Source organism: Luteibacter sp. UNCMF331Sha3.1 (assembly GCF_900109915.1).
GTDB lineage: Bacteria > Pseudomonadota > Gammaproteobacteria > Xanthomonadales > Rhodanobacteraceae > Luteibacter.
On record NZ_FOBU01000001.1, the window covers coordinates 1,603,756 to 1,626,000 of the forward strand.

The following is a 22,245-nucleotide window of genomic DNA, read 5'->3' on the forward strand; positions in this document are numbered from 1 at the left end:
TGGGTGACCGACGAGGACGATAGGCGCGTGGAAGTCGTGACTGAAGCGACCATTAGTCAGCACTTTAATGACACCGGATCATGAGTCAGACTGATACCGTGCGCTCATCGTCTTAGGGTACCCAGCCATGTCCGCCGACGGCCGCCTTCTCGGAAACCTGTCCGTCCTTGTGGCGGTCGTGGATACCGGCAACTTCGCCCGCGCCGCGGAAGCACTGAACCTGTCGCCCTCCGGCGTCAGCCGCGCGATCTCCCGGCTGGAAGCGCGGCTCAACGTGCGCCTGCTACACCGTACGACACGCTCCGTCACTCTGACCGACGAAGGCCAGCGGCTGTACGCTGAAGTGAACCCGTTGCTTTCGAGCCTGGAGGAAGCCGCACTCTCCGCCGCCGGCGATGCCCACGCGGTGCGCGGACGCCTTCGCGTCAGCCTCGACCCGATGTTCTCGTGGCAGGTGATCGCGCCGCGCCTCGGCGACTTCCTCTCGCGCTACCCGGACCTCGACGTGGAGATCGTCGCGCGAGACGACCTCGGCGATCTCATCGCCGACGGCATCGACGTCGCCGTTCGCTTCTGCGAGCCGCCGTCATCGTCGCTCGTCGCGCGCAAGCTGCTCGACACGCGCGTGCTCACCGTCGCGACGCCGTCGTACCTCGCCGCACATGGCACCCCAAAGACGCCGCGGGAGCTGACGCACCATCGATGTCTGCAATTTCGCGACCCCATCACACGTCGCCCGTTCGCATGGGAATTCCATCGACGCGGCAACGTCGTCACCGTGGACACTAAGGGCCCACTACTGGTGAACGACTCGGGCACGATGAGCGCCGTCTGCCTCGCAGGCGTCGGCATCGCGCAGGTACTCGCCGTGAGCGTGCGCGACGCGATCGCCGATGGACGTCTGGTCGAACTGTTCCCCGACTGGTCGGGCGAGACGTTTCCGCTTTATGCGTTCTACCCGTCCCGGCGGCATGCGCCACCGAAGGTGCGGGCATTCGTGGACTTCTGTGTCGAGGTGGCGGTTTGATTCTTATCTGTCAGCCGCCGCCATTACTCGCCACCACGTGACTTTCTAACATGTAGCTGACTCAAACCGGCCGAATCGAAAGGCGACGTTATCCGAAGAACGAGAGAAGAACTGCAAGCGAAGCCAGATGCGATATTCCAAAGGTGATGAGTCTGCGGACGCGCTCTGCCCACGCATGTGCTTGCCGATGCTGACGTCGTCGTCCTGATGATGTGCGCAGCGCGGTAGGGTTGGCCGACGACCACCGCGGTATGGCACATCACTTCTTCGGGTGGATGACACACGCCGAGTTCGGGCAAGCAAATGAGCCGGACGCATCGATTGATCGTTTTGTCTGGAATGGATCGAAGGTACGTGGCGTTCCAAAGTTGCACGGATGCGCAAAAAGACGTCGATTCGACAAGACCTTCGTATGAGGCCGCTGAACCAAATCGCCACCATCGAGCATACGATGAGATATCTGGCGGCGCGGCGGCGCCGAACCGATAGTTTCGACACACTCCTCTCGACGATCAGACCGAGCCCGGAGTGCGCCAAAACGAAGCCCGTTCGGGCACGCATCGGTTCCAGCCAAGAGGATTTTCCATGTCAGACGTCATCATCACCGACAAGCAGCTTTCGTCGTCGGCCTATTCCGCTGTCATCAACGCGCCCATCGAGAAGGTCGATATCGCCGAGTGGCTTTTCAGCCTCCCCGAGGCCGAGTATCAGCGTTGCTGCGCCCCCGATCACATCTCGGCCGGCAGCACGACCACGGACGACGGTAAGCGGATGTCGATCAACGTCGAAATGATCGGCCAGACCCTGATGGTGCAGCACTACGTTGCCGAGGTCGCCACGCCCAGTCTGTGCAAGATGGTATCGACCTCCGACGCCTTCACGCCGAACGGTCGCACGCGCGTCCAGGTCATCTGGACCCTGAGCGTCAGGAAGATCGACGACAAGACCTGTGAATACACCAACAGCGTCGTGGCCCATCCGACCGAGGAGTTCCTCGACTTCATCGCCAGGCACGGTACACCGTTCGAAGTGGCCGCCGACGCGCGTCAGCGCGATGGTGGCGATCACAACAGCCGCGAGACGCCGATGTTCGCCGCGAGCATCGAACGTCGCGCGCTCGCGCGAAACGCCTCCAGGGCGGCCTGAAGCCTTCACGGTACGGCGCATAGAGCTTCTCCCCAGAAGATGCTCCTTGCGTTCTTCAGCGAGGCGCCTCGGCGATGACCGCCGGGGCCAACCTCGTTGCACGACTCCGAACGGCATCGCAGGCGGTGAGCGAGCCAGGTCTTGAACTGCACGGTGCGACGCGAGTAACGTTTTCATCTACGTCGTTGGTACCGCAGTTCGAAGGCCGTCACATGTCCGCACAATTGAACCGGTCGATGCGCTACCTGCGTGTCGCAGATACGCAGCCGCTGAAAGCGACGGCCATGAACCGGAGCGGCGTGAGCGTGACCCGGCTGACGTGTCCAGGCGGCGGCCTTGGCCCTACCGATCCGCACGCGTTGGAAAGCGCGGTCATGATCTCGCTGCAACTCCAGGAGTATCAGGGCGAGCTCTGGCGCAATGGCCGCTGGATCCCCATGAGCACATGGCACGCGGGTGAGTTTTCGGCGTATGACTACAGGGATCGCTGGAAGGCGAATCTCCTGAGCGCGTTCGACTGCATCAATTTCCATATTCCGATGGGCGCCTTCGATGCGACCTCGCTCGGCCTTCGCCACTCTGTGGAACATCTGAACGTGGCGCCCGGACAGAGCATCGGCGATCCGATCGTCGACGGGCTCGCCAGAGCGCTCGCTCAAGCCGCGACGAGCCCTCAGACGACGAGTCGTCTATTTACCGATCACGTCGAGTTGGCTCTACTGACGCATCTCGCCACACGCTACGGAAGTTCGTCGATCGATGCCCGTCGCGCCAGCGGAGGCCTCGACCCCGTCACCCTGAACCGCGCGAAGGAGCTGCTCTCCGCCGATCTGTCGGGTCAGCTACCGATCGCCGAGCTTGCAGCGGCGTGCGGCGTGTCGAGTGGGTATCTCATTCGGGCGTTCAGGACATCGACCGGCCTGCCCCCGTACAAATGGTTGCAGCGCCGTCGCGTCGAAGTCGCCATGGAGCAACTGTCAGGCACGGCCCAGCCAATGAGCAGAATCGCGTGCCTGTGCGGCTTCGCCGATCAGAGTCATTTCACACGAGTGTTTCAGAGCATCGTCGGCATGACGCCAGGAGCCTATCGTCGGTTGCATGGGCCGGGCTCAGCTGCCAGGGGTTGATGCGGGTTCGGTGCATTGCCTGTCGCGCGTTCAGAGACACGTCAGAAGAGTTCCCCTTGCGGCGAATGCACCCGCGGCGCTACGAACTTCGACGTATTCAGTACCGTATCTCATCCCGATGCAGGGCTGCTCGTCGCACTCCACGCGCACACGCTTGCAGATGGTGTCCGCGAAGACACCCTGCCCACACATGCGTGTGGCGAGGTTCGAATCGCAGTCCTTGCCGCCGTTTATCTCCTGGATAAGGCTGAAGATGTGCGATGCACGGTCCGGCTAACGTCGGCAACCAATTGGCGTCCGACAGTCTCGATAGTGCAAGATCGCGTCGTTCAACGTGCTTTGCCAGCCCACAAGTCCACTGGACCGAGGCGATCCGCACCCTGCGTTTCCAGCATCCAGCCCGGATATTCTCGGGGAAGCTCGCTTGCTTCGGACAGCGATACAAGTTCGTCCTCCGTTAGCTCGATGTCGACGGCGGAGAGGTTGTCCTCGAGCTGGCTGAGCCGCTTCGCGCCAACGATCACCGAAGTCACAACATTCCGCGAAAGCAGCCAGGCCAAGGCGATCCGCGCGATGCTGCAGTGTCTGGAGCGGGCGATAGGCTCCATGGCGTCGATCACGTCCCACGCCCGGTCCTTGTCCACGATAGGGAAGTCGAAGGCCGATCGACGGGATCCCTCGGGGTTCTGATTCACGCGACTGAACTTTCCAGACAACAATCCACCGGCCAGCGGACTCCAGACCAGTAAACCGAGCTTCTGATATTCCATCAGGGGGACGAGTTCCCGTTCGAGGTCGCGCCCCGCAATGGAGTAATAAGCCTGCACTGTTTCGAATCGCGCATAGTCTTTGGCGGTCGCGATGCCGTTGGCCACCGCGATACGCCAAGCAGCCCAGTTGGACACCCCGATGTAGCGCACCTTGCCCTGTGTGACCATGTCATCGAGCGCACGCATCGTTTCCTCAATCGGCGTCAGGACGTCAGTCGCGTGGATCTGATAAAGATCGATGTGATCGGTCTGTAGCCGTTTCAGACTGGCATCGACGGCATCCATGAGATGACCCCGGGACGCACCTACGTCATTTCGACCGTTGCCCATGCGGCTGTAGCCCTTGCTTGAAAGCACAACCTCGTTGCGGGGTACGCGTAAATTTTTCAATGCCTGACCAAGGGTTTTCTCACTCTCGCCGGCGGAATACACGTCAGCCGTATCGAAAAAGTTGATCCCTCCATCGAGACAGGCTTTCACGAGCTCGTCGGCGCCTGGCTGATCGACATTGCCGATATGCTTGTAAACACCACCCGCGCCGCCGAACGTCATGGTGCCGAAGCACAGTCGCGAGACCAAAAGTCCGGTGTTTCCTAGCTGCTTATATTTCATGATTTTCACCCGTTATCAGTCAATGGATTGCGCTCGGCCGTAGCGGCTCTGGTTTTCGCGCGCACCGAGCTTCTCTGCCATGCGGACAAGATCGGCGAGTGAGTCCGCCTTCATCTTTCTCATGGCGTTACCACGATGAATCTTCACGGTAATCTCGCTGATGGCGAGTTGCCCCGCGATCTGCTTGTTCATCAGTCCTGCGGCGACCAGGCCAAGAACGTCGCGCTCGCGTGGCGTCAGCGTGACAAAGCGATTGCGAAGTTCGGCATGAGCGCCTTCATCCCTTCGTCGAAGTTCCCCGATGCCAATCGCTTCTCGGACCGCCGCAAGGAGTTCCTCTTCGCGAAACGGCTTGGGAAGAAACGTGATCGCACCGGCACGCATCCCACGTACCGTCATGGGCACATCGCCATGGCCGCTCATCAGCACAATGGGAATTGAATGCTGGCTCTGCAGGAGTTCTTCCTGAAAATCGAGGCCGTTAGCGCCCTTGAGCCTGACGTCCAGGATCAGGCACGCTACGGCCCGGCAGCCATTGCGGCCTTTGAACTCCGCGGGGCCACTGAATGTTTCGACCACGTGGCCACACGAACGCAGCAAGTTTGCGATGGACGATCGCACGTCCTCGTCATCATCGATGATGCATACCGGCACGTCGATTTCGTCGTTCTCGGAATCCGTCATGCTGTCCGCCCTTTCGCTATTGGTTTGCCGTGTCACCGACCAAGGCGGTGCGTATGAGAACCAGAAGGTTTTCCGGGTCGACCGGCTTGCACAGGAATGCATGAACGCCGAGCTGTGTCGCCTGCGCGCGAGCTTCCGCCGTGCCGAACGCGGTCATAATCACCACCGGAAGATCCGGCCGCCGTGCCCGCACCTCCTGTAGGAGGCCCACACCGCTCATGCCCGGCATGTGGAGGTCGCTGACAACGAAATCCGCTATGGGCAACCGCTCCGACGACAGCAAGTCCTCGGCGGCGCGGAAGGTCGCCACCGACATGCCGACGGAAGCGAAGAAAGAGGCAATGCTCTCCCGGACCCCGTCGTCGTCGTCCACAATGCACACGCGTGCCTGTGTAATCACAACCTTATGCCTCTCACACCTTCCGCAACGTGGTCTCCATCATGGCGATTTCGGCTGTGAGGCCAATAACATCTAGATATGAGTAGCAGCGACGCCACGCAGGACAGTGCAGGCCGGCAAGCTGAACGCCACCGTGGCCCCGGCGCCTTCATTATTCTGGGCCCAGATGGTCCCGCCACCGGCCTCGATAATGGTTCGGCAGATGGACAGTCCCATCCCCATCCCGTCCGACTTCGTGGTGAAAAACGGTTCGAAGATCATCGTTCCCTGGCCATCCGGAAAGCCGGTTCCGCAGTCGCGCACGTGAACCGCCACATCGCCGGCCGGAAGTACCTTCACGTAGACGCAAAGCTCTCGCGCAGATCGAGTCGAACTCGCCATCGCTTGGATGCCGTTGATGATGAGGTTCACGAGCACCTGCTGAATCTGCACCCGGTCCGCGCGGACTTTCGGCACCGGGGCGACAGGGCGCTCCCAGACGACCTGGACGGCCTGAGCTGCCGCCTCACGCCGGGTGATTGAAAGTGCACCGTCGATCAGGTCAAGAAGGTCCACGTCTTCGGCTTGCGGCTCGGCCTTTCGAGCCAGAGACCGGACCCGGCCGATGACTTCCGCGGCGCGCGTTCCGTTTGAGACGATGCTCGAGAGGCACTTTTCTACCTCGTCCAGGCGTGGCTCCTCCCGATCGACCCACCGGGTGGCCGACTTGGCGTAGTTAATGATTGCGGTCAGTGGCTGGTTGACCTCATGCGCAATCGACGCAGCGAGTTGTCCAAGCATGGACACGCGCCCAGCATGGGCGAGTTCCGCGGAGGCCTGTTCAAAGCGCGCCCGGGCTTCGTTTCGCTCAGTAACGTCGAACGCCATCACCAGAACATGCGACCAGTTCCGACCCTCGGGAAGGAGCGTTACCCTGAGGACGATGTCGACAGTCCTTCCATGGAATGTTTTCAGGCGAGTCTCCGCTTCGACCGAGGTCTCCCCATCTGCCAGGGCAGCCAGGATGGTCGAAAACGCTCCCGCACCAGACTCCAGATACCGCCCGCAAAGATTCGCCCCGGCCAGCTCTTCACGGTGTCGCACCCCGAAGAGATCTGCGGCTGCCTGATTCGCATGGCGAATCACCCCCGACTGTATGGCGGGGCCAACAATCTCAGGGTGCGACATTAGCCAAGGGCGTAGATCGCCCGGCGGGGCCGCATGAAGCACCGTCCCAACGGTTTGCGACCAGTCGGACTCCCACATAGCAAAGCCGGCGGAATCGAAAATCGCTCTGTACCTTCGCTCGGACGCAAGACGTTCGGTGTCCGAGCGAAGACGCGCAGTGAGGTCGGAACTCGATTCAATGACGCCGACGGGACGGCCCTCGGGGTCACGACGGAGAAGCCAGCGACTCGCCAGTACGAGACGGGTACCATCGCGGCGGGTGCGGACCACCTCGCCCGACCAGTGACCGTCCGTGCGTAGACATTCGTCTACATCGAGATCATCGTATTTGCAACGCAGGAGCTCGCTACTTTTCTTCCCCAACGCTTCGTGACGTGCCCAGCCGTAGAGCAGCTCGGCGCCCACGTTCCAATAAAGGATAACGTCCTCGTTGCTCCGGATGATGACCGTATCATGCGAAAGCTCGAGGATACGCGCCTGCTCACCCAGGGTCGTTCGCGAGGACCGGTCACGAAGCGACAGTAGCGTGGTGATTCCGATCGCTACCAGGCTGACCACAAAGCGCGAGTAGGCGCCGTTGGTCGGGTGCGAAAGATGCCCGATCAGGAACGCGGCGGTCGTCAATAGTCCGGTTGCGATGCCGCTGGCGATGACATAACGGCCGCCGAGCGGCGCGACCACGAGCACGACGGCAATGTAGAGAACGGCTACCGCGCCGTCGAGCGACTGCCGCAAGTCCAGTGCAAGGATACAAACGGTAAGCGTGGTCGCCGTGAGCAAGAGCACAGGTCGGCGCACAGCCGGAAGATCGTTTCTGACGAGTGCAACTGTATTGTCCGCCGACATCGACCTGGCCATCAGCAAGCGTCGATGCATTTTCGGCAAACGGGGTTGCGGTGTCGCTCGTGAAATTGCGCCCCACTGTCGCCGAATTGCGGATCAGCGAGACTTTCGCGAACGAAATGCCTGCGGCGAGACACCGTACGCCCGACGGAAGGCCACTGCGAAATGGCCCGGATTACCATACCCGCAATCCAGGGCGACGTCGGTGACGCTGCGCGCGTGGTCATCCAACAGAACCCGCGCCCGTTCCATGCGGAGCCGCGTCAGCCGCTGAAACGGGGTTTCGCCGAAGGTGTCCTTGAAGACCCTCAGGAAGTGGAACTTGCTTAGTCCGACTTCGGCTGCCAATGCATCAAGACTGAGATCGAACGACAGCGAGGAGCGCATCAACGCGTCAACTATCGCCATGCGCCCTAGATCCCGGCCAAGCGATCCCATGGGCCGAATCCGGGCGTGAAACTGAAGCAGATGGTTCGCCAGAAAATGTACGGCGGAGTCAGCGTAAAGACTGGGCATTTTCAACTCGACCGCGCGGCGCAGGCTCAGTAGTACCGACTCCACAACGGGGTCGGGGAAGGTCAACTGATGGGGGAGACGAATCTCTTCCGTCCACGAGGGGTCGAGCTTCGCGACGTCTGCAAGCGTCGACGCAGGAATGTGCAACTGCAGTGTCTCCTGCTCTCGCGCACCCCACCACCGAAGACTGACCTCCTCGCCGGGCGCAGTCATCCCGATGTCGCCTTTGGCATAGCGAGCCCGCTGCCACTTGCCGGCGTACAGACCCTCGATCTCACAGCCTCCGCGTGTAACCAGCACGATGAGGTGGTCGTTGGTCGGCGCGGTAACAAGGCTCTCTACTTCGCTGGGCTCGTCATAGCTGCGAAGCAGCAGGTCCCTCCATCCGAGCTCCCAGCTGCACAACGACATGCGTCCGTGCAGTGCCTGACTGGCGGCCACGCTCTGCGGTGAAATTGCCATCTCGATGTCTCCGTGCCAACGCGCGGGGAGCGATCCCCTACCTAAATATTAGATCGAGTGTCGGGCCGGCGGATCTTGTTCGTTTCACGCCTGAATTCAGGCATCTACGGGCGTCCCGTCAGCATCGCGCCCGGTTGTAACACCTAGGCATGAATTGTCGGCATGCGATCGCCTGAGCCTCAATGTTTACGCCGACATTGGCACCAGCGGCCCTTGGCCCATGCGAACAATTCCCAGGAAAACCGCCATGAATCGCCTCACGAAGATCGCGTCCCTTCTCATTGGAGCAACTGTCATGACCCAGCCCGTTCTTGCCCAGGACATCGCCAATGACTCCCACCTCGACCCGCAGGTGAAGCAGTTCCTGGAGAAGATCAACAAAGACCCGAGCCCGTTCTGGGAGCTGCCTCAGCCGAAGCCGCAGGACATCCTGACCGGCATTCAGGAGCAGACCAAGGTCGACATGTCCGGTGTGACGACGACCGAGCGCACCATCACCCAGAACGGGCAGACGGTGAAGATCTACATCATGAAGCCGAACCACGCCGTCGCAAAGCCGGGCGTCCTGCTTTTCATCCACGGCGGTGTCTGGATCGTCGGTAACTTCGAGAACCACCAGCGCATCCTTCGCGACCTCGTCGTCGGGTCCGGTCAGGTCGGCGTGTTCGTCGAATACACCCCGCTGCCCCAGGCGAAGTTTCCGACCCAGCTCGAGCAGTCTTACGCCGTGCTGGAATGGATTGCCGCAAACGGCAAGGAACTCGGCGCCGACGGTAGTCGCATCACTGTTGCAGGCAACTCGGTGGGCGGCAACATGACTGCCGCGCTGACACTCATGACCAAGGATCGCAAAGGCCCGAAGATCGACTACCAGGTCCTTCTCATCCCCGCCACCGACGCCAGCGTCGATACCGACTCGTATCACCAGTTCGCCACCGGCCACTTCCTCGCCCGTGACTTCATGAAGTACGGCTGGGACCTGTACGCACCGGACGCTAAGACCCGCGATAACCCGTACGTCTCGCCCCTGCGCGCATCGAAGGAAGAGCTTACCGGCCTGCCTCCGGCACTGGTCATCACCGCGGAGAACGACCCTCTTCGTGACGAGGGTGAAGCCTATGCCCGCAAGCTGAAGGAAGCGGGCAACACGGTCACGGCCGTTCGCTATAACGGCACCATCCACGACTTCGTCTTCCTGAACGCACTGCGCGAAGTTCCGTCGACGAAGGCAGCCCTTCAGCAGATCAGCGAAGGCATTCGTGAGCATAACGCGAAGTGATATCCGAGGCGCGCGCTCTCGAGCGTGCGCCTCTCCTCTCGCGAAGTTGATTCGAGGGTTATCCGCGTAGCCAGGGATTCCTCAGGGTACACGCGGATCACCCGTCCACCATCCTCTGACGGAGTTAGAAACATGAGCAGCACTACGGGTAAGGTTGCCATCGTCACCGGTTCGTCGCGCGGCATCGGCGCGGAACTGGTTGTCCGACTTGCGCGCGACGGGTTCAAGGTCGTACTGAACTACTCGGGCAACGCCGAGGCGGCCAACAATATCCTGGCGGCGATCAAGGCAGCCGGTGGCGATGGCATCGCGGCACAGGCCGATGTCTCCGATCCGACGGCAGTCAAAGCAATGTTCGATGCCGCGGAATCCGCTTTCGGTGGTATCGACGTGGTCATCAACTGCGCGGGCATCCTTACCCTCGCAAAAATCGAAGACTTCGATGACGCCACCTTCGACAAGGCCATGGCCGTCAACGTGAAGGGCACGTTCAATGCCTGCCGCGAAGCCGCCAAACGAGTCCGTAAGGGTGGCCGTATCATCAACTTCTCCACGAGCGTGATCGGCGTGCGCCTTCCTACGTACGGCGTCTATGCCGCGACAAAGGGCGCAGTCGAGGCTCTGACGTCGGTGCTGGCCCAGGAAATGCGTGGTCGCGAAGTCAGCGTCAACGCGGTCGCGCCGGGCCCGGTCGCCACCGAACTGTTCCTGCACGGCAAGAGTCCCGAACTCATTGACCATATGGCCAAGCTGAATCCCCTGGAGCGTCTCGGGCAGACGAATGACATCGCAAATGTGGTCTCGTTCCTGTCAGGTCCGGAAGGCGCCTGGATTAACGGTCAGACCATCCGCGCAAATGGCGGCATGTGCTGATGGCGCGATCGATTACTACCCCACTAGGGAGCCATAGCATGAGCAAGAAAGTTATTCTGATCACCGGTGCGTCCAGCGGCTTCGGTCGCCTCGCCGCTGAGGCTCTGGCCAAGGCTGGACACACCGTCTATGCGTCCATGCGCGACGTCGCCGGACGCAACGCCACGAGCGCCGAGGAACTGGCGGAAACGTCTCGCCGGGATGGCATAGATATCCGGGCTATCGAGCTTGACGTCCAGTCGGAGTCGTCCATCGACTCCGCGGTGAGCAAGATCATCGCCGACAGCGGCAAGATCGACGTGATGGTTCACAACGCCGGCCACATGGTCTTTGGTCCCGCTGAAGCGTTCACACCCGAACAGTTCGCCGAACAATATGACGTGAACGTCCTGGGCACGCAGCGCGTCAACCGGGCGGTGCTGCCGCACATGCGTGCCGCAAAACAAGGGCTCTTGCTCTGGATTTCGAGCAGCAGTTGCGCAGGCGGGACGCCCCCGTATCTGGCGCCCTACTTCGCCGCTAAGGCGGCCATGGATTCGTTGGCCGTGATCTACGCCCGTGAGCTCGTCCGTTGGGGCATCGAGACAACCATCGTTGTGCCCGGCGCCTTCACCAAAGGCACGAACCACTTTGCCCATTCCGGTCGCCCGGACGACAAGGCGCGTCTCGCCGAATACGAAGCCGGCCCGTACAAGGATTTCGGCGAGCAGGTGATGACGGCGTTCGCGGAGATCGTGCCCGAGGACGCCGACCCCGCAGGTGTTGCAGCCGAGATGGTGCGGGTCGTCGATCTACCCTTCGGCAGCCGCCCGTTTCGCGTCCACTACGATCCCACCGAAGATGGCGCGAGCATAAGCTTTCCGGTAATCGATCGACTGCGTGCAGAGATGCTGCATCGGGTTGGATTTCCCGATCTGCTCAAGCCGGCCGATCTAGCCTGAGCGTGTCAATCGGCGACGCCGTCGAGGCGTCGCTCCCGGCGTCCTCACTTACATAACACAACCCCCCTCATTGAAATACGCGGATTGCATTCGTCGCGGCGATAGGGGGGAGGGCGCTGCGAGCCTTGCGTACGTCCGGGTGATATTTGAGACAGAGATCTTTCACGATAAGGGGCACGACTATGGGCTGGACAATTAGCATATTTCACGTAGATTGCACAAAACGGTGAGTCGAGACTTTTGCCACTCCTTCATTGAGAGAAGTCAGGCTAACCACTCCGTACATGCATGATGGAAGCGTAGCGTCGCTGGACGATGCGGTGGATCGCGAGGTCTATTATCGTGGCCTTGATACGGGGTATCCCATTGGTCTGACCGCACAAGAGCGGTCCGATCTTCGGGCGTTCCTGGAAACGCTATAAGTTGTTCGTAACGCGTGTCTAGAACAACTCCCCCTGCGGCGAATGCACCCGCGGCGCCACGAACTTCGACGTATCCAGCACCGTATCCCAGGCCCTATGCAAGCCTGCCTTGCGTACGGCCACCTGCACACGCTTGCGGATGATGTCCGCGAAGACGCCCTGCCCGCGCATGCGCGTGGCGAAGTTGCTGTCGTAGTCCTTGCCACCATTCATCTGCTGGATGAGGCTGATGATGTGCGCGGCGCGGTCGGCGTAGTGCAGGTCCAGCCACTCGCGGAAGAGTTGTTTCAGCTCGCGCGGCAGACGAATGCAGGTGTAGCCGATGGAGTTCGCGCCGTTTGCGCCTGCCTGTCCGATGATGGCTTCGAGGTCTTTCTCGTTCAGCGCGGGAATGATCGGGGCGACGAGGACGCCGACGGGGACGCCGGCGTTCGCCAGCGTCTCGACGGCTTTCATGCGGCGGTGGGGTGCACTCGCGCGCGGTTCGAGTTTCGCGGCGAGTTTGTTGTCCAGCGAGTTGATCGAGACGAAGACCTGCACGAGGTTTCGCTCGGCCATCGGTACGAGGATGTCGAGGTCGCGTTCGACCAGCGCGTTCTTGGTGACGATGGTGCAGGGGTGGTTGCACTCGTTGAGCAAGGCGAGCGCGGCCCGGGTGAGGCGCCAGCGTTTCTCGATCGGCTGGTAGGGGTCGGTGTTGCTGCCGATGTTGATCGGCTTGCAGACGTAATTACGTCGCGAGAGCTCGTCGCGCAGGATCGACTCGAGGTTGGTCTTGGCGAAGAGCTTCGTTTCGAAGTCGAGGCCGGGCGAAAGGTTGAGGTAGGCGTGCGATGGCCTGGCGTAGCAGTAGATGCAGCAGCATTTTATGACGATCTAGAAAGTGTTCACTTTTGAACGGAGGGCTCGAGCATTCGTTGGATTTCTATCCGGATGCATAGTCCCGGCCCCTTCGGTAGACTGGCCCGTCGGTGCCTGACCGCCCGCTGGTGCTGATGTAAGCATGCTTAGCCGTTAGATACCTATGCCGTAGCGCCTAGCGCTTGTCGCGCGACATGTTAGGAATGAATCGCGAAGTATCAATCCACCGTTTTCGTTTAGAGAACCGAGGCGCGTGGACTAAGGCCTGCGGCGGCGGGTCAAATTGCTGATCATCCAACTCAATTCCGCGCGAAGCGGCTGCCATCCGAACATATCCTCTAACCATCGATTCCTGGAATCGATGAAGTTTTCGCTCGGGGGTCTGTTCTAGGATGCACGCATGAGACGGCTCTCTAAGTTTTCTGAGTTGGCCGGTGAACTTGGCACGATCGAGGGCAGGGACCTCCAATGTCTCGCAAATCTGCGAATAAGACAGCCAGATGGCGTCTGTCGTTCGCTCCAGGTCGAAAGCGTCGGCGGCAGCCCAGAGAACGAATGCCGCTTGATCTCGGCCTTTCGTTGCTTTGTCATACGGTTGCCTTAGACCAGCATGGACGGCACCAGTGGCTCCCGCAAAAGCCTTGTGTAAGTGCGGCAGAGAAATATCATGAGATTGCTTGTCCCCATACCAGGCCCATAGCAAGTGCTCTGTAAGAAGATGGACGTAGTAAGGAAAGCCGTTGCTTACGCTAGCGATACGATAGGTCACGCTTTCGTCAGCAAAGACAAAGAAGTAATTCAATGCTGCCTTAACGACATCTATGCGTGCTTGATAAGGCAATCGTTCTAGCTCAATAGTTTCGAACTGACGCTGTGCGGAACCGTGCGACTCTAATAGTTCATCAAGTACTGCCGCAACACCGGTAAAGATCAACTTGACAGACGATTTCCGATCTCCGAGCGCTTTAACGAGTTCCGCGAACCGATTGCGTTCATTCGCATCCACGATTAGATCGAACTCGTCGATGACTGCAATAGTCTTGCTCGAGTAAGCAGAAAAAGCTGCGTCAAGGCGGTAAGCAGCACCTTCAATGTCGGCCGGATCCCGAGCTTGGGGCTTGGTAATCTCTATCTGGCCGCCGACGTCCAGCAGCTTAGCGCTCACCTTGGCTTCCTTCCTCGTCGTGATGGTTCCATCGATCTCGGTTTGTGTTGCGCGAATCAGGGATCCTACGACGCTTGAAAACGTGTCTGAACGTCCGCACGACACCTGTAACGGCGGCTTGTCACTAGACTGCCACGCAGCAGCTGCTGCATTTGCGAGCGATGACTTCCCAACACCACGCTCACCATAAATGAACACTTGGCGACCTGGAGCCATAAGGCAACGACGTATACGTTCGAGCTGTTCATCGCGCCCAAACAAGAACTCCTCCGACTGGATCGGCGAGGCAGGCGACAGGACTGCATGAATTCGTGCACCAAATGCGGATTCGTCATCATGGCGAGGATCGGTATGTTCCATCGGTATCAGCACCAAGAGAGGGGATAAACTAGTCTTACGTAGTCAGATGAAGACTATTTGCGAATGGGACCGAACCACGGGTGTCGTGAAGGTGCAAGCTGTCGCGGGATTCGGACTCATGAACATGACCGACTCGAGAGCTTCAGCGGCTCATCTTGTCCTGCTCGGCTCTTATATCTTCGCCCGCTGCCTGGCTCTCCCAGTCCTTTGCCACTGATGAGAGAAGCTGTGACGTACGTGGATAGCTCTTTGCCAAGGACGCGAACTGCTTGTAGCGCGCAGCCAGAGCACGCTCCTGCTTTCCGCCTTCGTAGGGGCTCTTCGAGTACACACCTCTCTTGTTGAAGCATTCCATACGGAACCCATCTAGTAGCGACTCTGTGGATAGCTCTTCAAGCACTTCACACACTGGCGCAGACGGCCATAATTCGCCTTCGGCCACGGACGGCGAATATGCCAAGAGCTTTCCAATATAGGTGTCAGCAATCTTCGCGCGCCCCAACTCCTTGGCTAACTCTTGAGTACGCGCCACCCAATGATAAAGCGTGCCCGCGGACTCAACATGCTCGATTTGACCAGGCACCTTGGTAAATGCGCTAAGAATTCTGAATGAATTCGTCGCTTGTCGCGCCTCCGCTTCGGTCCCCTCTCGTGCAGGCTCGTTTTCCGCCCTAAATACGTGGCTCAACAGGCCAACGAAGAACTCCGGATCGGTTGCTAATTTGTCATAGATCGCCAACGGCATCTTCTCGTACTCAAGCAAAGGGAAATACGCATACTCGAAGCCGACCAATTGCTGAACGTCGACGTCAACACGCTTCTTCAGCTCAAGGAAGGCTGCCTTGAGGTAATAGCTGAGCATCGTACCCCCACCCTCAACCGCATCGTCTGATCCACTCGCAAGACCGGATCGCATAACGTCGACCAATGTCTTCGTCGGAAGTCGGTTCAGACTTCGATGAGCGGCCGCTAGTACATACATCGGCCGGCCGACTCGCATTAGTTCGGCCACTCCACGCAAGAGAAGAGCTTCGTCGTCCTCTGGGAGAAATCTCATGTTGATCCAATATTGCTGTCGAATAGCGTCGCCAAGCTGCTCAACAAAATCCCACGTCTCATGGTTCAATGACCAGCCTGCCACCAATGCAGCAGCACTGTGAGGGTCATCCGACCACCCTGTCGCCATGCTTACAACCCGTGATCGCCATTCGGGGTCCACCTGCAGGCCTGCTAGTGATGCGAATGCCATTACGTTGCCCGGATTGCCATTCGCACGAGCAGAAATAATGATGTTTTCTAGATCATCGCCGGACAGAGGCAAATCAAGCAGAACTGGTCCAACTAGCTCCGGAATCTTCGCGGTAGAGAGAACGCTAAGTACGCCACACGCACCTTCTTCATAGAATACGGAGCGCAATGCAGCCACCCGGAGTTCTCTCAAGCGCTTTTGGCTCGTATCTTCCGAAGCCCTGCTGATTGGAAGCCATTCATCGAAGAGGCGACGCGCTTCAACGAAATGGCTCGCGGGACCGTGTTCTTCTAGTAGTTCGCGCAGACGTTCAATCGCGTGCAGAGGCACCGAATCGTCATTAGAGTCAGTGGAGAGATAGTCTGCGCGACTGACCAACTCGCGTATCTCACCAAGAACATTTTCTGGAGCATCGGCATCCAATTGCTGAAGAAGGATTTCGGTAGCGTCGATAACTTTAGAGCTATCTTTTTCGCTCATGAATGGAATGTGAGAGAGCAGCTCCGCCACTCGCACTGAATCGCCTTGAGCCAGAGTTACGGCTCTATCGACGACCGCCGAATGCCCATCCCACACAAGGCCGTAGGTGAGGACTTCTTGGTCCATTGGGCGCGGATCGCGCAGCCGCGGACGGTGAGTATCGACGGACGAATCGTGCGGGTTCGGCATAAGCCTTAGCAAGAGTGCCCAAGAAACGACGGGGTATTTTGCTATCAGCTGATCCAAACAACCGATTCGCTGTGCAAGGTCTCCATAGGTACTCGGAGACCACGGCAAGAGAATCTCGCGCAGCGAATTGATCGGGCGATTGCCATACTTTGCAGTTTCGCTCACATCGATGGCGGCTAAGCCACCTAGAATGAGAACTGCGCGATCAAGATACTCAGAATGCCATGCGAGCCCTTCTATCGCCCAGATAAGTTCTACATGAGGGCTGTGCTGGGCAAACAAGTCTTGGCCTGAGTCGACGAAGATAGAGGATAGCGACTCATTCTGGCCCTCGAGCATAGACTCGAGGGCCGACATAAAAGGACTGGGAGCAGCCTCCGCAACCAGGGCAGCCTGTTGTCCAAGGGCGATAATCCATTCATGGCTACGCCCGAGGTTCGGGAGCGACCGAACCACATTGTCAACATATGTCTGAGGAGAACCCTCATCCAATTGGAGATCCACGACGCTATGTAGGCACGCGATCAGGAGCAGCGTCATAGCAAGCCCATCTCTGAGCGACTTGCTGTAGTCAGCGGGCCATTCGCGCCCAGGCCGGAAGATTTCATCGCGGGAAGGAACTGGCGCTGCGTGTCCGAGAACTGTGACTGCAACCTCTCTCAGCCGCTCTAGATCACGCTGCGTGAGGAGAGGGGCATAGAAAGTAAATGCGTCTACCGGTGCACGCACTTGCCACTGACTGCTCACCCTGTCCAATGGCGGATCATCGTGCAAAGCGAACGCACGAAACGTCTCCTCGAGGGAGTGGTAGTCGCTAAGGCCCGAAAGTTGGGCTACAGCCTGGCAGTCCAACGGCACGCTGGAGACCCATCCACCTGCGAGCAGTGCCGGTTTGAGTGATTGCGCCTGAGCAACCCAGGCAGGATTCTCAACTGGCTGGTCAGAGAATATGCGGGAAAGCACGGTCAGGCTACGTCCGCAGCGATATGCCAGTTCGTACCCTTCTTCGCGGGACATACCCATTGCAAGGAATCCTTCAGCCATTGCTGCTGCTGAAGATCGTTTCATCAGGCCCAGACGGCGAGCCTGAACCCCGGTCACGGCATACGCGGTTGGCATGCGTGACGATAGCCAACCAACAGACTCTCCTGCCCCCTGATGAGCAATTAGATTCAAGCTTTTGTCGCTGAGCTCTCTGGCAGCATCAGCCGTTTCCACGATCAAAGTGCGGAGTTCGATAGCCTCTCTAACTTCGCTTGGTGCGCTTCGGATGGCAGCGACTGCGAAGGCTATTCCATCGACCGCCGTTTCGACGCAAATGGGAATGGCTTGAGCGGCTGTGTTCTGCAGCTTCTGAACGAGCTCCTCGGCATCGTCAGTACGATCTCCGATCACAACCTTTTCGTTAAGGGGTATCTTGAACCTTCGGCTGTACATCTCCCAGAACTCGTCAGTACTGAGTGCACCTACTCGTGGCGCGCTGCCGAGCACATTCCGCGCATATCTCGCAGCGACTGCGGGGAACTCATCCAGCCACTGCACCAGCTCAATGGCATCGATATACTTGACTTCCTTCCAAACACCTTCCGCCGTACGGCTTGTCTCCCACGCAACCAGAGTAGTTCTCGGCGTGTCCCAAGGCTCGAGATTTACGAGAACAAAAGTTGTCTCATGCTGTTCTTCCGGCGACAAGCCCGATGCTTTTGTTCGCTTGTTGTAGTCGTCGGTAGCCTTGCGTTCGCCCGCACCTGTACCGAATTCCCACTTAGATTTTCCCTGTGGAACGGCTTTGGCGGCCTCGGCCGTTTCCAAAACGCCGTCCCAGCCGCGCACCTGCCCTTGGTCACCACCGGGAAACCGGAGACGCCTCCAGTCCGGAATGCTCGCCTTGATGAGGTGCCGAACCAAATTTGGAAGCTCGGCCCTTGCATCAACACGCTCAGCCCATGTGGCGAGGTCCGATACATTGATCCATTTCATGCAAGTGCTCCTTTCGCTTCTGCAGTTCAAGTTTGTCCGAAAGCTTTTCGGGGTGACCCTTCGAACGACCTCCAAGCAGCCGCTATAGTAAGTGGTATGTCACTGCCCATGCGTCTTGAGTTCATCGCCGGGAGTGACCACCCCGGCGTGGATTGGTCACTCTTGCGATGTACCGAATGTGGCAACGATTTTGAAATAAGTTCGCACGGGCGGCCTGCGCATTATCGAAGACTTAGATCAGCTCCCACCGGGCCGATAGCAGGCGCCGAGGGGAGGTTGACATTCCTTCATGCGACAAAAAAAGGCCCGTTCTTGCTGGCCTTATCATTTTGGATCGCTTGGGCGTTCGCTCAAATCGGTCAGTGGCTCGGTTGCGGGTAGCATAGTCAAGGCGATCGGCAATGTACTCAAATGCGGTAGTCGAGCAAGTCGCGTCGATATGTAGTAACCGATCGGCGTCTAGATCTCAAAATAGCTCACCTTGCGGTGAACAAATCCTCGGCGGCACGAACTTTGACGTATCCAACACCGTGTCCCAAGCCCGGTGCAGGCCCGCCTTCCGCGAAGCCACCTGCACCCGCTTCCGGATAATGTCCGCAAACACACCCTGCCCGCGCATCCGCGAGGCAAAGTTGCTGTCGTAGTCTTTTCCGCCATTCATCTGCTGGATGAGGCTGATGATATGCGGAGCTCTATCTGGGTAATGGATCCCCAGCCACTCCCGAAACAGCTGCTTCAATTCATGCGGCAGACGAACGCACGTATAACCGATGGAGTTAGCTCCGTTAGCAGCGGCCCGCTCGATGATGCTCTCGAGGTCCTTTTCGTTCAACGCCGGGATGATCGGTGCGACCAGCACACCCACTGGCACGCCGGCGTCTCGCAACGACTTTACCGCCTGCAACCGACGATGCGGTGCCGACGCACGTGGCTCCAGCTTCGATGCGAGCTTGTTGTCGAGCGAATTGATGGAGACGAACACTTGCACCAGGTTCCGCTCAGCCATGGACGCGAGGATGTCGATGTCGCGCTCGATCAGCGCGTTCTTGGTGACGATGGTGCAGGGATGGTTGCATTCATTGAGCAGAGCCAAAGCGGCACGCGTTAACCGCCACTTTTTTTCTATGGGCTGATAGGGATCGGTATTGCTTCCTATGTTGATCGGCTTGCAGACGTAGTTCTTCCTCGCCAGTTCCCCGCGCAAGATTTCGGCGAGGTTGGTCTTGGCGAACAGCTTCGTCTCAAAGTCTAGGCCGGCCGAAAGGTTGAGGTAGCCGTGCGAGGGCCTCGCGTAGCAATAAACGCATCCATGCTCGCATCCGCGAAATGGATTGATCGCTTGATCGAAGCCGATGTCGGGTGAGTCATTGCGTGTAATCACCGAGCGGGCCAGCTCTTCGCGTGTCTCGGTCTGCGGCCGGCGCTCGTCCTCTTCCCGGTACCAGCCGTCGTCTTCGGCCACGGCGCGGGTCCTCTCGAACCGACCCTCGGGATTCGAGGCCGCGCCGCGCCCTCTGTGGGCCCTTATCATGGGAATTGGCGTTGACATTGTACAAATGTACAGCAGCAACGTCTCAGATGCAGCGATTTACCGGGGCTCTGAATACCCCAATGCCCTAAGCGGCAGTTTGTTGAGAATCCAAGGGCGTCGGCGTAGGTTTGGGCATGGCAGGGCTCGATAAGGGCTCTACACATGACGAAGCTGTCGCCTCCTCAGAGCCGCGCCTCCCTTATGGACGTCGCGCAGTACCTACGCATGTCGACGGAGAAGCAGATCTACTCGCCGGTCAACCAAGCCGCAGCGATCGCTCAATACGCCCGAGCGAACGGAATGAAGGTCGTTCGCACCTATTCGGATGAAGGGCGCAGCGGCGTCCGCCTAGAGGGTCGACGCGCACTTCAAAGGTTGCTGGAGGATGTGCAGGCAGGCGCTGCAGAATTTGAAGCGGTCCTGGTTTTAGACGTCAGTCGATGGGGCCGGTTTCAGAATGTCGACGAGGCCGCGTTCTATGAATTTCTGTGCCTACGCCATGGGGTCAAGGTGGTCTACGTCGCTGAACCGTTCGCCGCGGACAGCTCACCGCTGTCGGCGATGTTGAAGGGCCTCAAGCGCTCCATGGCGGGTGAGTATTCACGCGAGCTTTCCAGCAAAGTTTTTGCCGGACAGTGCCGGTTGGTCAAGGCGGGATATCGTATGGGCGGGCCCCCTGGCTATGGCCTGCGTCGCCAACTAGTCGATGCCGAGGGCCGACCTAAGGCAGTCCTTCAGCCTGGGGAGCGCAAATCCCTAATGACCGACCGCATCCGAATTGTATTGGGTCCGCCAGACGAGCTACGCGTTGTCCGATGGATCTTCAAGCAATCTGCGGCTGGCGTCTCCTGCAACGCGATCACGCGGAAGCTCAACGCCAAGGGGATCCTCAACCAAGCGGGGCGCAAGTGGAGCTTTAATGGAACGCGAGAGCTGCTGGACGATGAGCGTTACATTGGCACCCTAGTGTTCGGGAAGACAACTAAGGCGATCGGCCGCGTCAATGGCTCACGCTCGCCGGACCGCGAGCTAAGGGTGCCTGATGCGTTTCCCGCACTTGTAACGCGCGAGCTTTTCAACGCCGCCAAGTTGGCGCGTGAGGATAGGAACCGCAAGCCGAGTGCTGAAGCCATGCTCGAAGGAATGGAGCTTGTCAAAGCCCGGCATGGGCGGATTACTAGCCGGCTGCTGGATACGAGTCCCGAGACACCGACGGCGCAGTCGTATCTGCGGCGCTTTGGCAGCCTACGGGAGGCCTACCGGCAGATCGGCTATTCCCCTGTGCGCGACCTCGACTATGGGAACATCAGGGACAAGGTTCGTCCCTGGCGGCGGAGTGTCCTGGCCTGTGTTCGCGAGATGCTCGAAGATGATGGCGCCGAAGTGGCAGAAGACGGGTGGATACTCGAGGTGGATGGTGTCTGGACAATCGGCGTTCGGCTCTTCCAGGCCAGTCATTATCACGGAAAGAGCAGGTGGGAGCTTAGGCCTACACGTCGGTCAGTCGACGTCATCGTGGGCGCACGGATGGCGGTGGATGGATCAGTGCCTCTCGACTATGTGGTGCTACCTCGTGTCATGGCGGACTGCTGGCCGCAATGGGTGAGCGACCCTCCGTCGCCGGCATCCAATTTCTTTATCTTCCCCTCGCTAGGCTTTCTGCAGCATCTCAGCCGGATCTCCCGTCATGTATCAGAGTGAACTCACCCGACAGGCCCGCGACACCGCCAGGCTTGCCGATTACTCAGCGGCAGCAGGCGCGGCATGGGCGCAGTGCGGCGCGCTCGTCCAGGCACTCTGGTCCATACGTGACGCACCCGACTTCGCCTTGGCGCTCGGGCCGTGTGCAGGCCTGATCCATGACCTTCCCGCTCTTCTGGTGCGCTCCAAGGATGGCTCACGCGTCGACGCTGTTCTGCAGCTGGCCGTTGCGCGCGCGAGGCTCAAGCCGGTAGTTGCGCAGGTAGAAGTGCTGGGATGGCTCGCACGGAACTATCCCGACGCCTTGGTAACCATATTACGAGTCGTGTCGACGGACGCGGCGAGCGGTCGTGCTCCCCGATGGGCTCCTACCGGAATGCGGCGCGCCCGACGGCAGTCCGCCTGTGACTTGGGCATGTTCCGACCGCGACGCGGGGGACGCCCGGGTATACCGTGAGGA

Annotated in this window: 16 protein-coding genes; 7 read left to right on the forward strand and 9 right to left on the reverse strand. The window is 59.3% G+C overall.

Annotation, left to right across the window (positions count from 1 at the left end; translation table 11 throughout):
- Positions 1-127 precede the first annotated feature (127 nt).
- The 3 genes from BMX32_RS07095 to BMX32_RS07105 all read left to right on the forward strand — a co-directional run bounded on the left by BMX32_RS07095 (position 128) and on the right by BMX32_RS07105 (position 3,300).
- On the forward strand, positions 128-1,027 hold the full coding sequence (locus BMX32_RS07095) for a LysR family transcriptional regulator (RefSeq protein ID WP_089976170.1): 900 nt from the start codon (positions 128-130) through the stop codon (positions 1,025-1,027).
- Between the two features lie 585 nt (positions 1,028-1,612).
- Positions 1,613-2,173: a hypothetical protein gene (locus BMX32_RS07100; protein ID WP_089976179.1), complete on the forward strand. Its 561-nt coding sequence runs from the start codon at positions 1,613-1,615 to the stop codon at positions 2,171-2,173.
- 212 nt (positions 2,174-2,385) lie between these two features.
- A complete protein-coding gene (locus BMX32_RS07105) occupies positions 2,386-3,300 on the forward strand; it encodes an AraC family transcriptional regulator (protein ID WP_170843582.1) in 915 nt (304 codons plus the stop codon).
- 329 nt (positions 3,301-3,629) lie between these two features.
- On the opposite strand, the gene BMX32_RS07110 is transcribed toward BMX32_RS07105, so the two are convergent.
- The 5 genes from BMX32_RS07110 to BMX32_RS07130 form a co-directional block, all read right to left on the reverse strand.
- On the reverse strand, positions 3,630-4,682 hold the full coding sequence (locus BMX32_RS07110) for an aldo/keto reductase (protein WP_089976185.1): 1,053 nt from the start codon (positions 4,680-4,682) through the stop codon (positions 3,630-3,632).
- Between the two features lie 15 nt (positions 4,683-4,697).
- Positions 4,698-5,366 (reverse strand): response regulator transcription factor, encoded by a 669-nt coding sequence (locus BMX32_RS07115; protein WP_089976188.1) that lies wholly within the window; start codon positions 5,364-5,366, stop codon positions 4,698-4,700.
- A gap of 16 nt (positions 5,367-5,382) precedes the next feature.
- Positions 5,383-5,739, reverse strand: coding sequence for a response regulator (locus tag BMX32_RS07120; RefSeq protein ID WP_170843583.1), 357 nt, complete (start codon positions 5,737-5,739; stop codon positions 5,383-5,385).
- A gap of 99 nt (positions 5,740-5,838) precedes the next feature.
- Positions 5,839-7,779 (reverse strand): PAS domain-containing sensor histidine kinase, encoded by a 1,941-nt coding sequence (locus BMX32_RS07125; protein WP_170843584.1) that lies wholly within the window; start codon positions 7,777-7,779, stop codon positions 5,839-5,841.
- A 93-nt stretch (positions 7,780-7,872) separates the two neighbouring features.
- Positions 7,873-8,754 carry a helix-turn-helix transcriptional regulator gene (locus tag BMX32_RS07130; protein ID WP_089976197.1) on the reverse strand — a complete coding sequence of 294 codons (882 nt, stop codon included), beginning with the start codon at positions 8,752-8,754 and terminating at the stop codon, positions 7,873-7,875.
- Between the two features lie 247 nt (positions 8,755-9,001).
- Between BMX32_RS07130 and BMX32_RS07135 the strand changes: the two genes are divergently transcribed.
- From BMX32_RS07135 to BMX32_RS07145, 3 genes are all read left to right on the forward strand, one after another.
- A complete protein-coding gene (locus BMX32_RS07135; protein WP_089976200.1) occupies positions 9,002-10,033 on the forward strand; it encodes an alpha/beta hydrolase in 1,032 nt (343 codons plus the stop codon).
- A 132-nt stretch (positions 10,034-10,165) separates the two neighbouring features.
- A complete protein-coding gene (locus tag BMX32_RS07140; RefSeq protein ID WP_089976202.1) occupies positions 10,166-10,906 on the forward strand; it encodes an SDR family oxidoreductase in 741 nt (246 codons plus the stop codon).
- A 38-nt stretch (positions 10,907-10,944) separates the two neighbouring features.
- A complete protein-coding gene (locus BMX32_RS07145; protein WP_089976209.1) occupies positions 10,945-11,847 on the forward strand; it encodes an SDR family oxidoreductase in 903 nt (300 codons plus the stop codon).
- A gap of 440 nt (positions 11,848-12,287) precedes the next feature.
- Here BMX32_RS07145 and BMX32_RS07155 read toward each other — a convergent pair whose 3' ends face one another.
- The 4 genes from BMX32_RS07155 to BMX32_RS07175 all read right to left on the reverse strand — a co-directional run bounded on the left by BMX32_RS07155 (position 12,288) and on the right by BMX32_RS07175 (position 20,102).
- Positions 12,288-13,145 carry a PA0069 family radical SAM protein gene (locus tag BMX32_RS07155; protein ID WP_089976214.1) on the reverse strand — a complete coding sequence of 286 codons (858 nt, stop codon included), beginning with the start codon at positions 13,143-13,145 and terminating at the stop codon, positions 12,288-12,290.
- 160 nt (positions 13,146-13,305) lie between these two features.
- The gene (locus tag BMX32_RS07160; protein WP_089976217.1) at positions 13,306-14,655 is read right to left on the reverse strand and encodes an AAA family ATPase; all 1,350 of its coding nucleotides are present in this window, start codon (positions 14,653-14,655) and stop codon (positions 13,306-13,308) included.
- Positions 14,656-14,797: 142 nt separating this feature from the next.
- Positions 14,798-18,553 carry a hypothetical protein gene (locus tag BMX32_RS18420; protein ID WP_139206689.1) on the reverse strand — a complete coding sequence of 1,252 codons (3,756 nt, stop codon included), beginning with the start codon at positions 18,551-18,553 and terminating at the stop codon, positions 14,798-14,800.
- Positions 18,554-19,019: 466 nt separating this feature from the next.
- Positions 19,020-20,102, reverse strand: coding sequence for a PA0069 family radical SAM protein (locus BMX32_RS07175; protein ID WP_089976225.1), 1,083 nt, complete (start codon positions 20,100-20,102; stop codon positions 19,020-19,022).
- Positions 20,103-20,246: 144 nt separating this feature from the next.
- On the opposite strand from BMX32_RS07175, the gene BMX32_RS07180 reads away from it, so the two are divergent.
- Positions 20,247-21,785, forward strand: a complete 1,539-nt coding sequence (locus BMX32_RS07180) for a recombinase family protein (RefSeq protein WP_089976228.1) — start codon at positions 20,247-20,249, stop codon at positions 21,783-21,785.
- Positions 21,786-22,245: the final 460 nt, after the last annotated feature.

Bases quoted from the DNA above. Each gene is read 5' to 3' on its own strand.
- BMX32_RS07100 (WP_089976179.1), top strand. From the start codon at position 1,613: ATGTCAGACGTCATCATCACCGACAAGCAGCTTTCGTCGTCGGCCTAT.
- BMX32_RS07180 (WP_089976228.1), top strand. From the start codon at position 20,247: ATGACGAAGCTGTCGCCTCCTCAGAGCCGCGCCTCCCTTATGGACGTC.
- BMX32_RS07130 (WP_089976197.1), bottom strand. From the start codon at position 8,754: ATGGCAATTTCACCGCAGAGCGTGGCCGCCAGTCAGGCACTGCACGGA.
- BMX32_RS07140 (WP_089976202.1), top strand. From the start codon at position 10,166: ATGAGCAGCACTACGGGTAAGGTTGCCATCGTCACCGGTTCGTCGCGC.
- BMX32_RS18420 (WP_139206689.1), bottom strand. From the start codon at position 18,553: ATGAAATGGATCAATGTATCGGACCTCGCCACATGGGCTGAGCGTGTT.
- BMX32_RS07110 (WP_089976185.1), bottom strand. From the start codon at position 4,682: ATGAAATATAAGCAGCTAGGAAACACCGGACTTTTGGTCTCGCGACTG.
- BMX32_RS07125 (WP_170843584.1), bottom strand. From the start codon at position 7,779: ATGTCGGCGGACAATACAGTTGCACTCGTCAGAAACGATCTTCCGGCT.
- BMX32_RS07175 (WP_089976225.1), bottom strand. From the start codon at position 20,102: ATGTCAACGCCAATTCCCATGATAAGGGCCCACAGAGGGCGCGGCGCG.
- BMX32_RS07105 (WP_170843582.1), top strand. From the start codon at position 2,386: ATGTCCGCACAATTGAACCGGTCGATGCGCTACCTGCGTGTCGCAGAT.
- BMX32_RS07145 (WP_089976209.1), top strand. From the start codon at position 10,945: ATGAGCAAGAAAGTTATTCTGATCACCGGTGCGTCCAGCGGCTTCGGT.
- BMX32_RS07160 (WP_089976217.1), bottom strand. From the start codon at position 14,655: ATGGAACATACCGATCCTCGCCATGATGACGAATCCGCATTTGGTGCA.
- BMX32_RS07095 (WP_089976170.1), top strand. From the start codon at position 128: ATGTCCGCCGACGGCCGCCTTCTCGGAAACCTGTCCGTCCTTGTGGCG.
- BMX32_RS07115 (WP_089976188.1), bottom strand. From the start codon at position 5,366: ATGACGGATTCCGAGAACGACGAAATCGACGTGCCGGTATGCATCATC.
- BMX32_RS07135 (WP_089976200.1), top strand. From the start codon at position 9,002: ATGAATCGCCTCACGAAGATCGCGTCCCTTCTCATTGGAGCAACTGTC.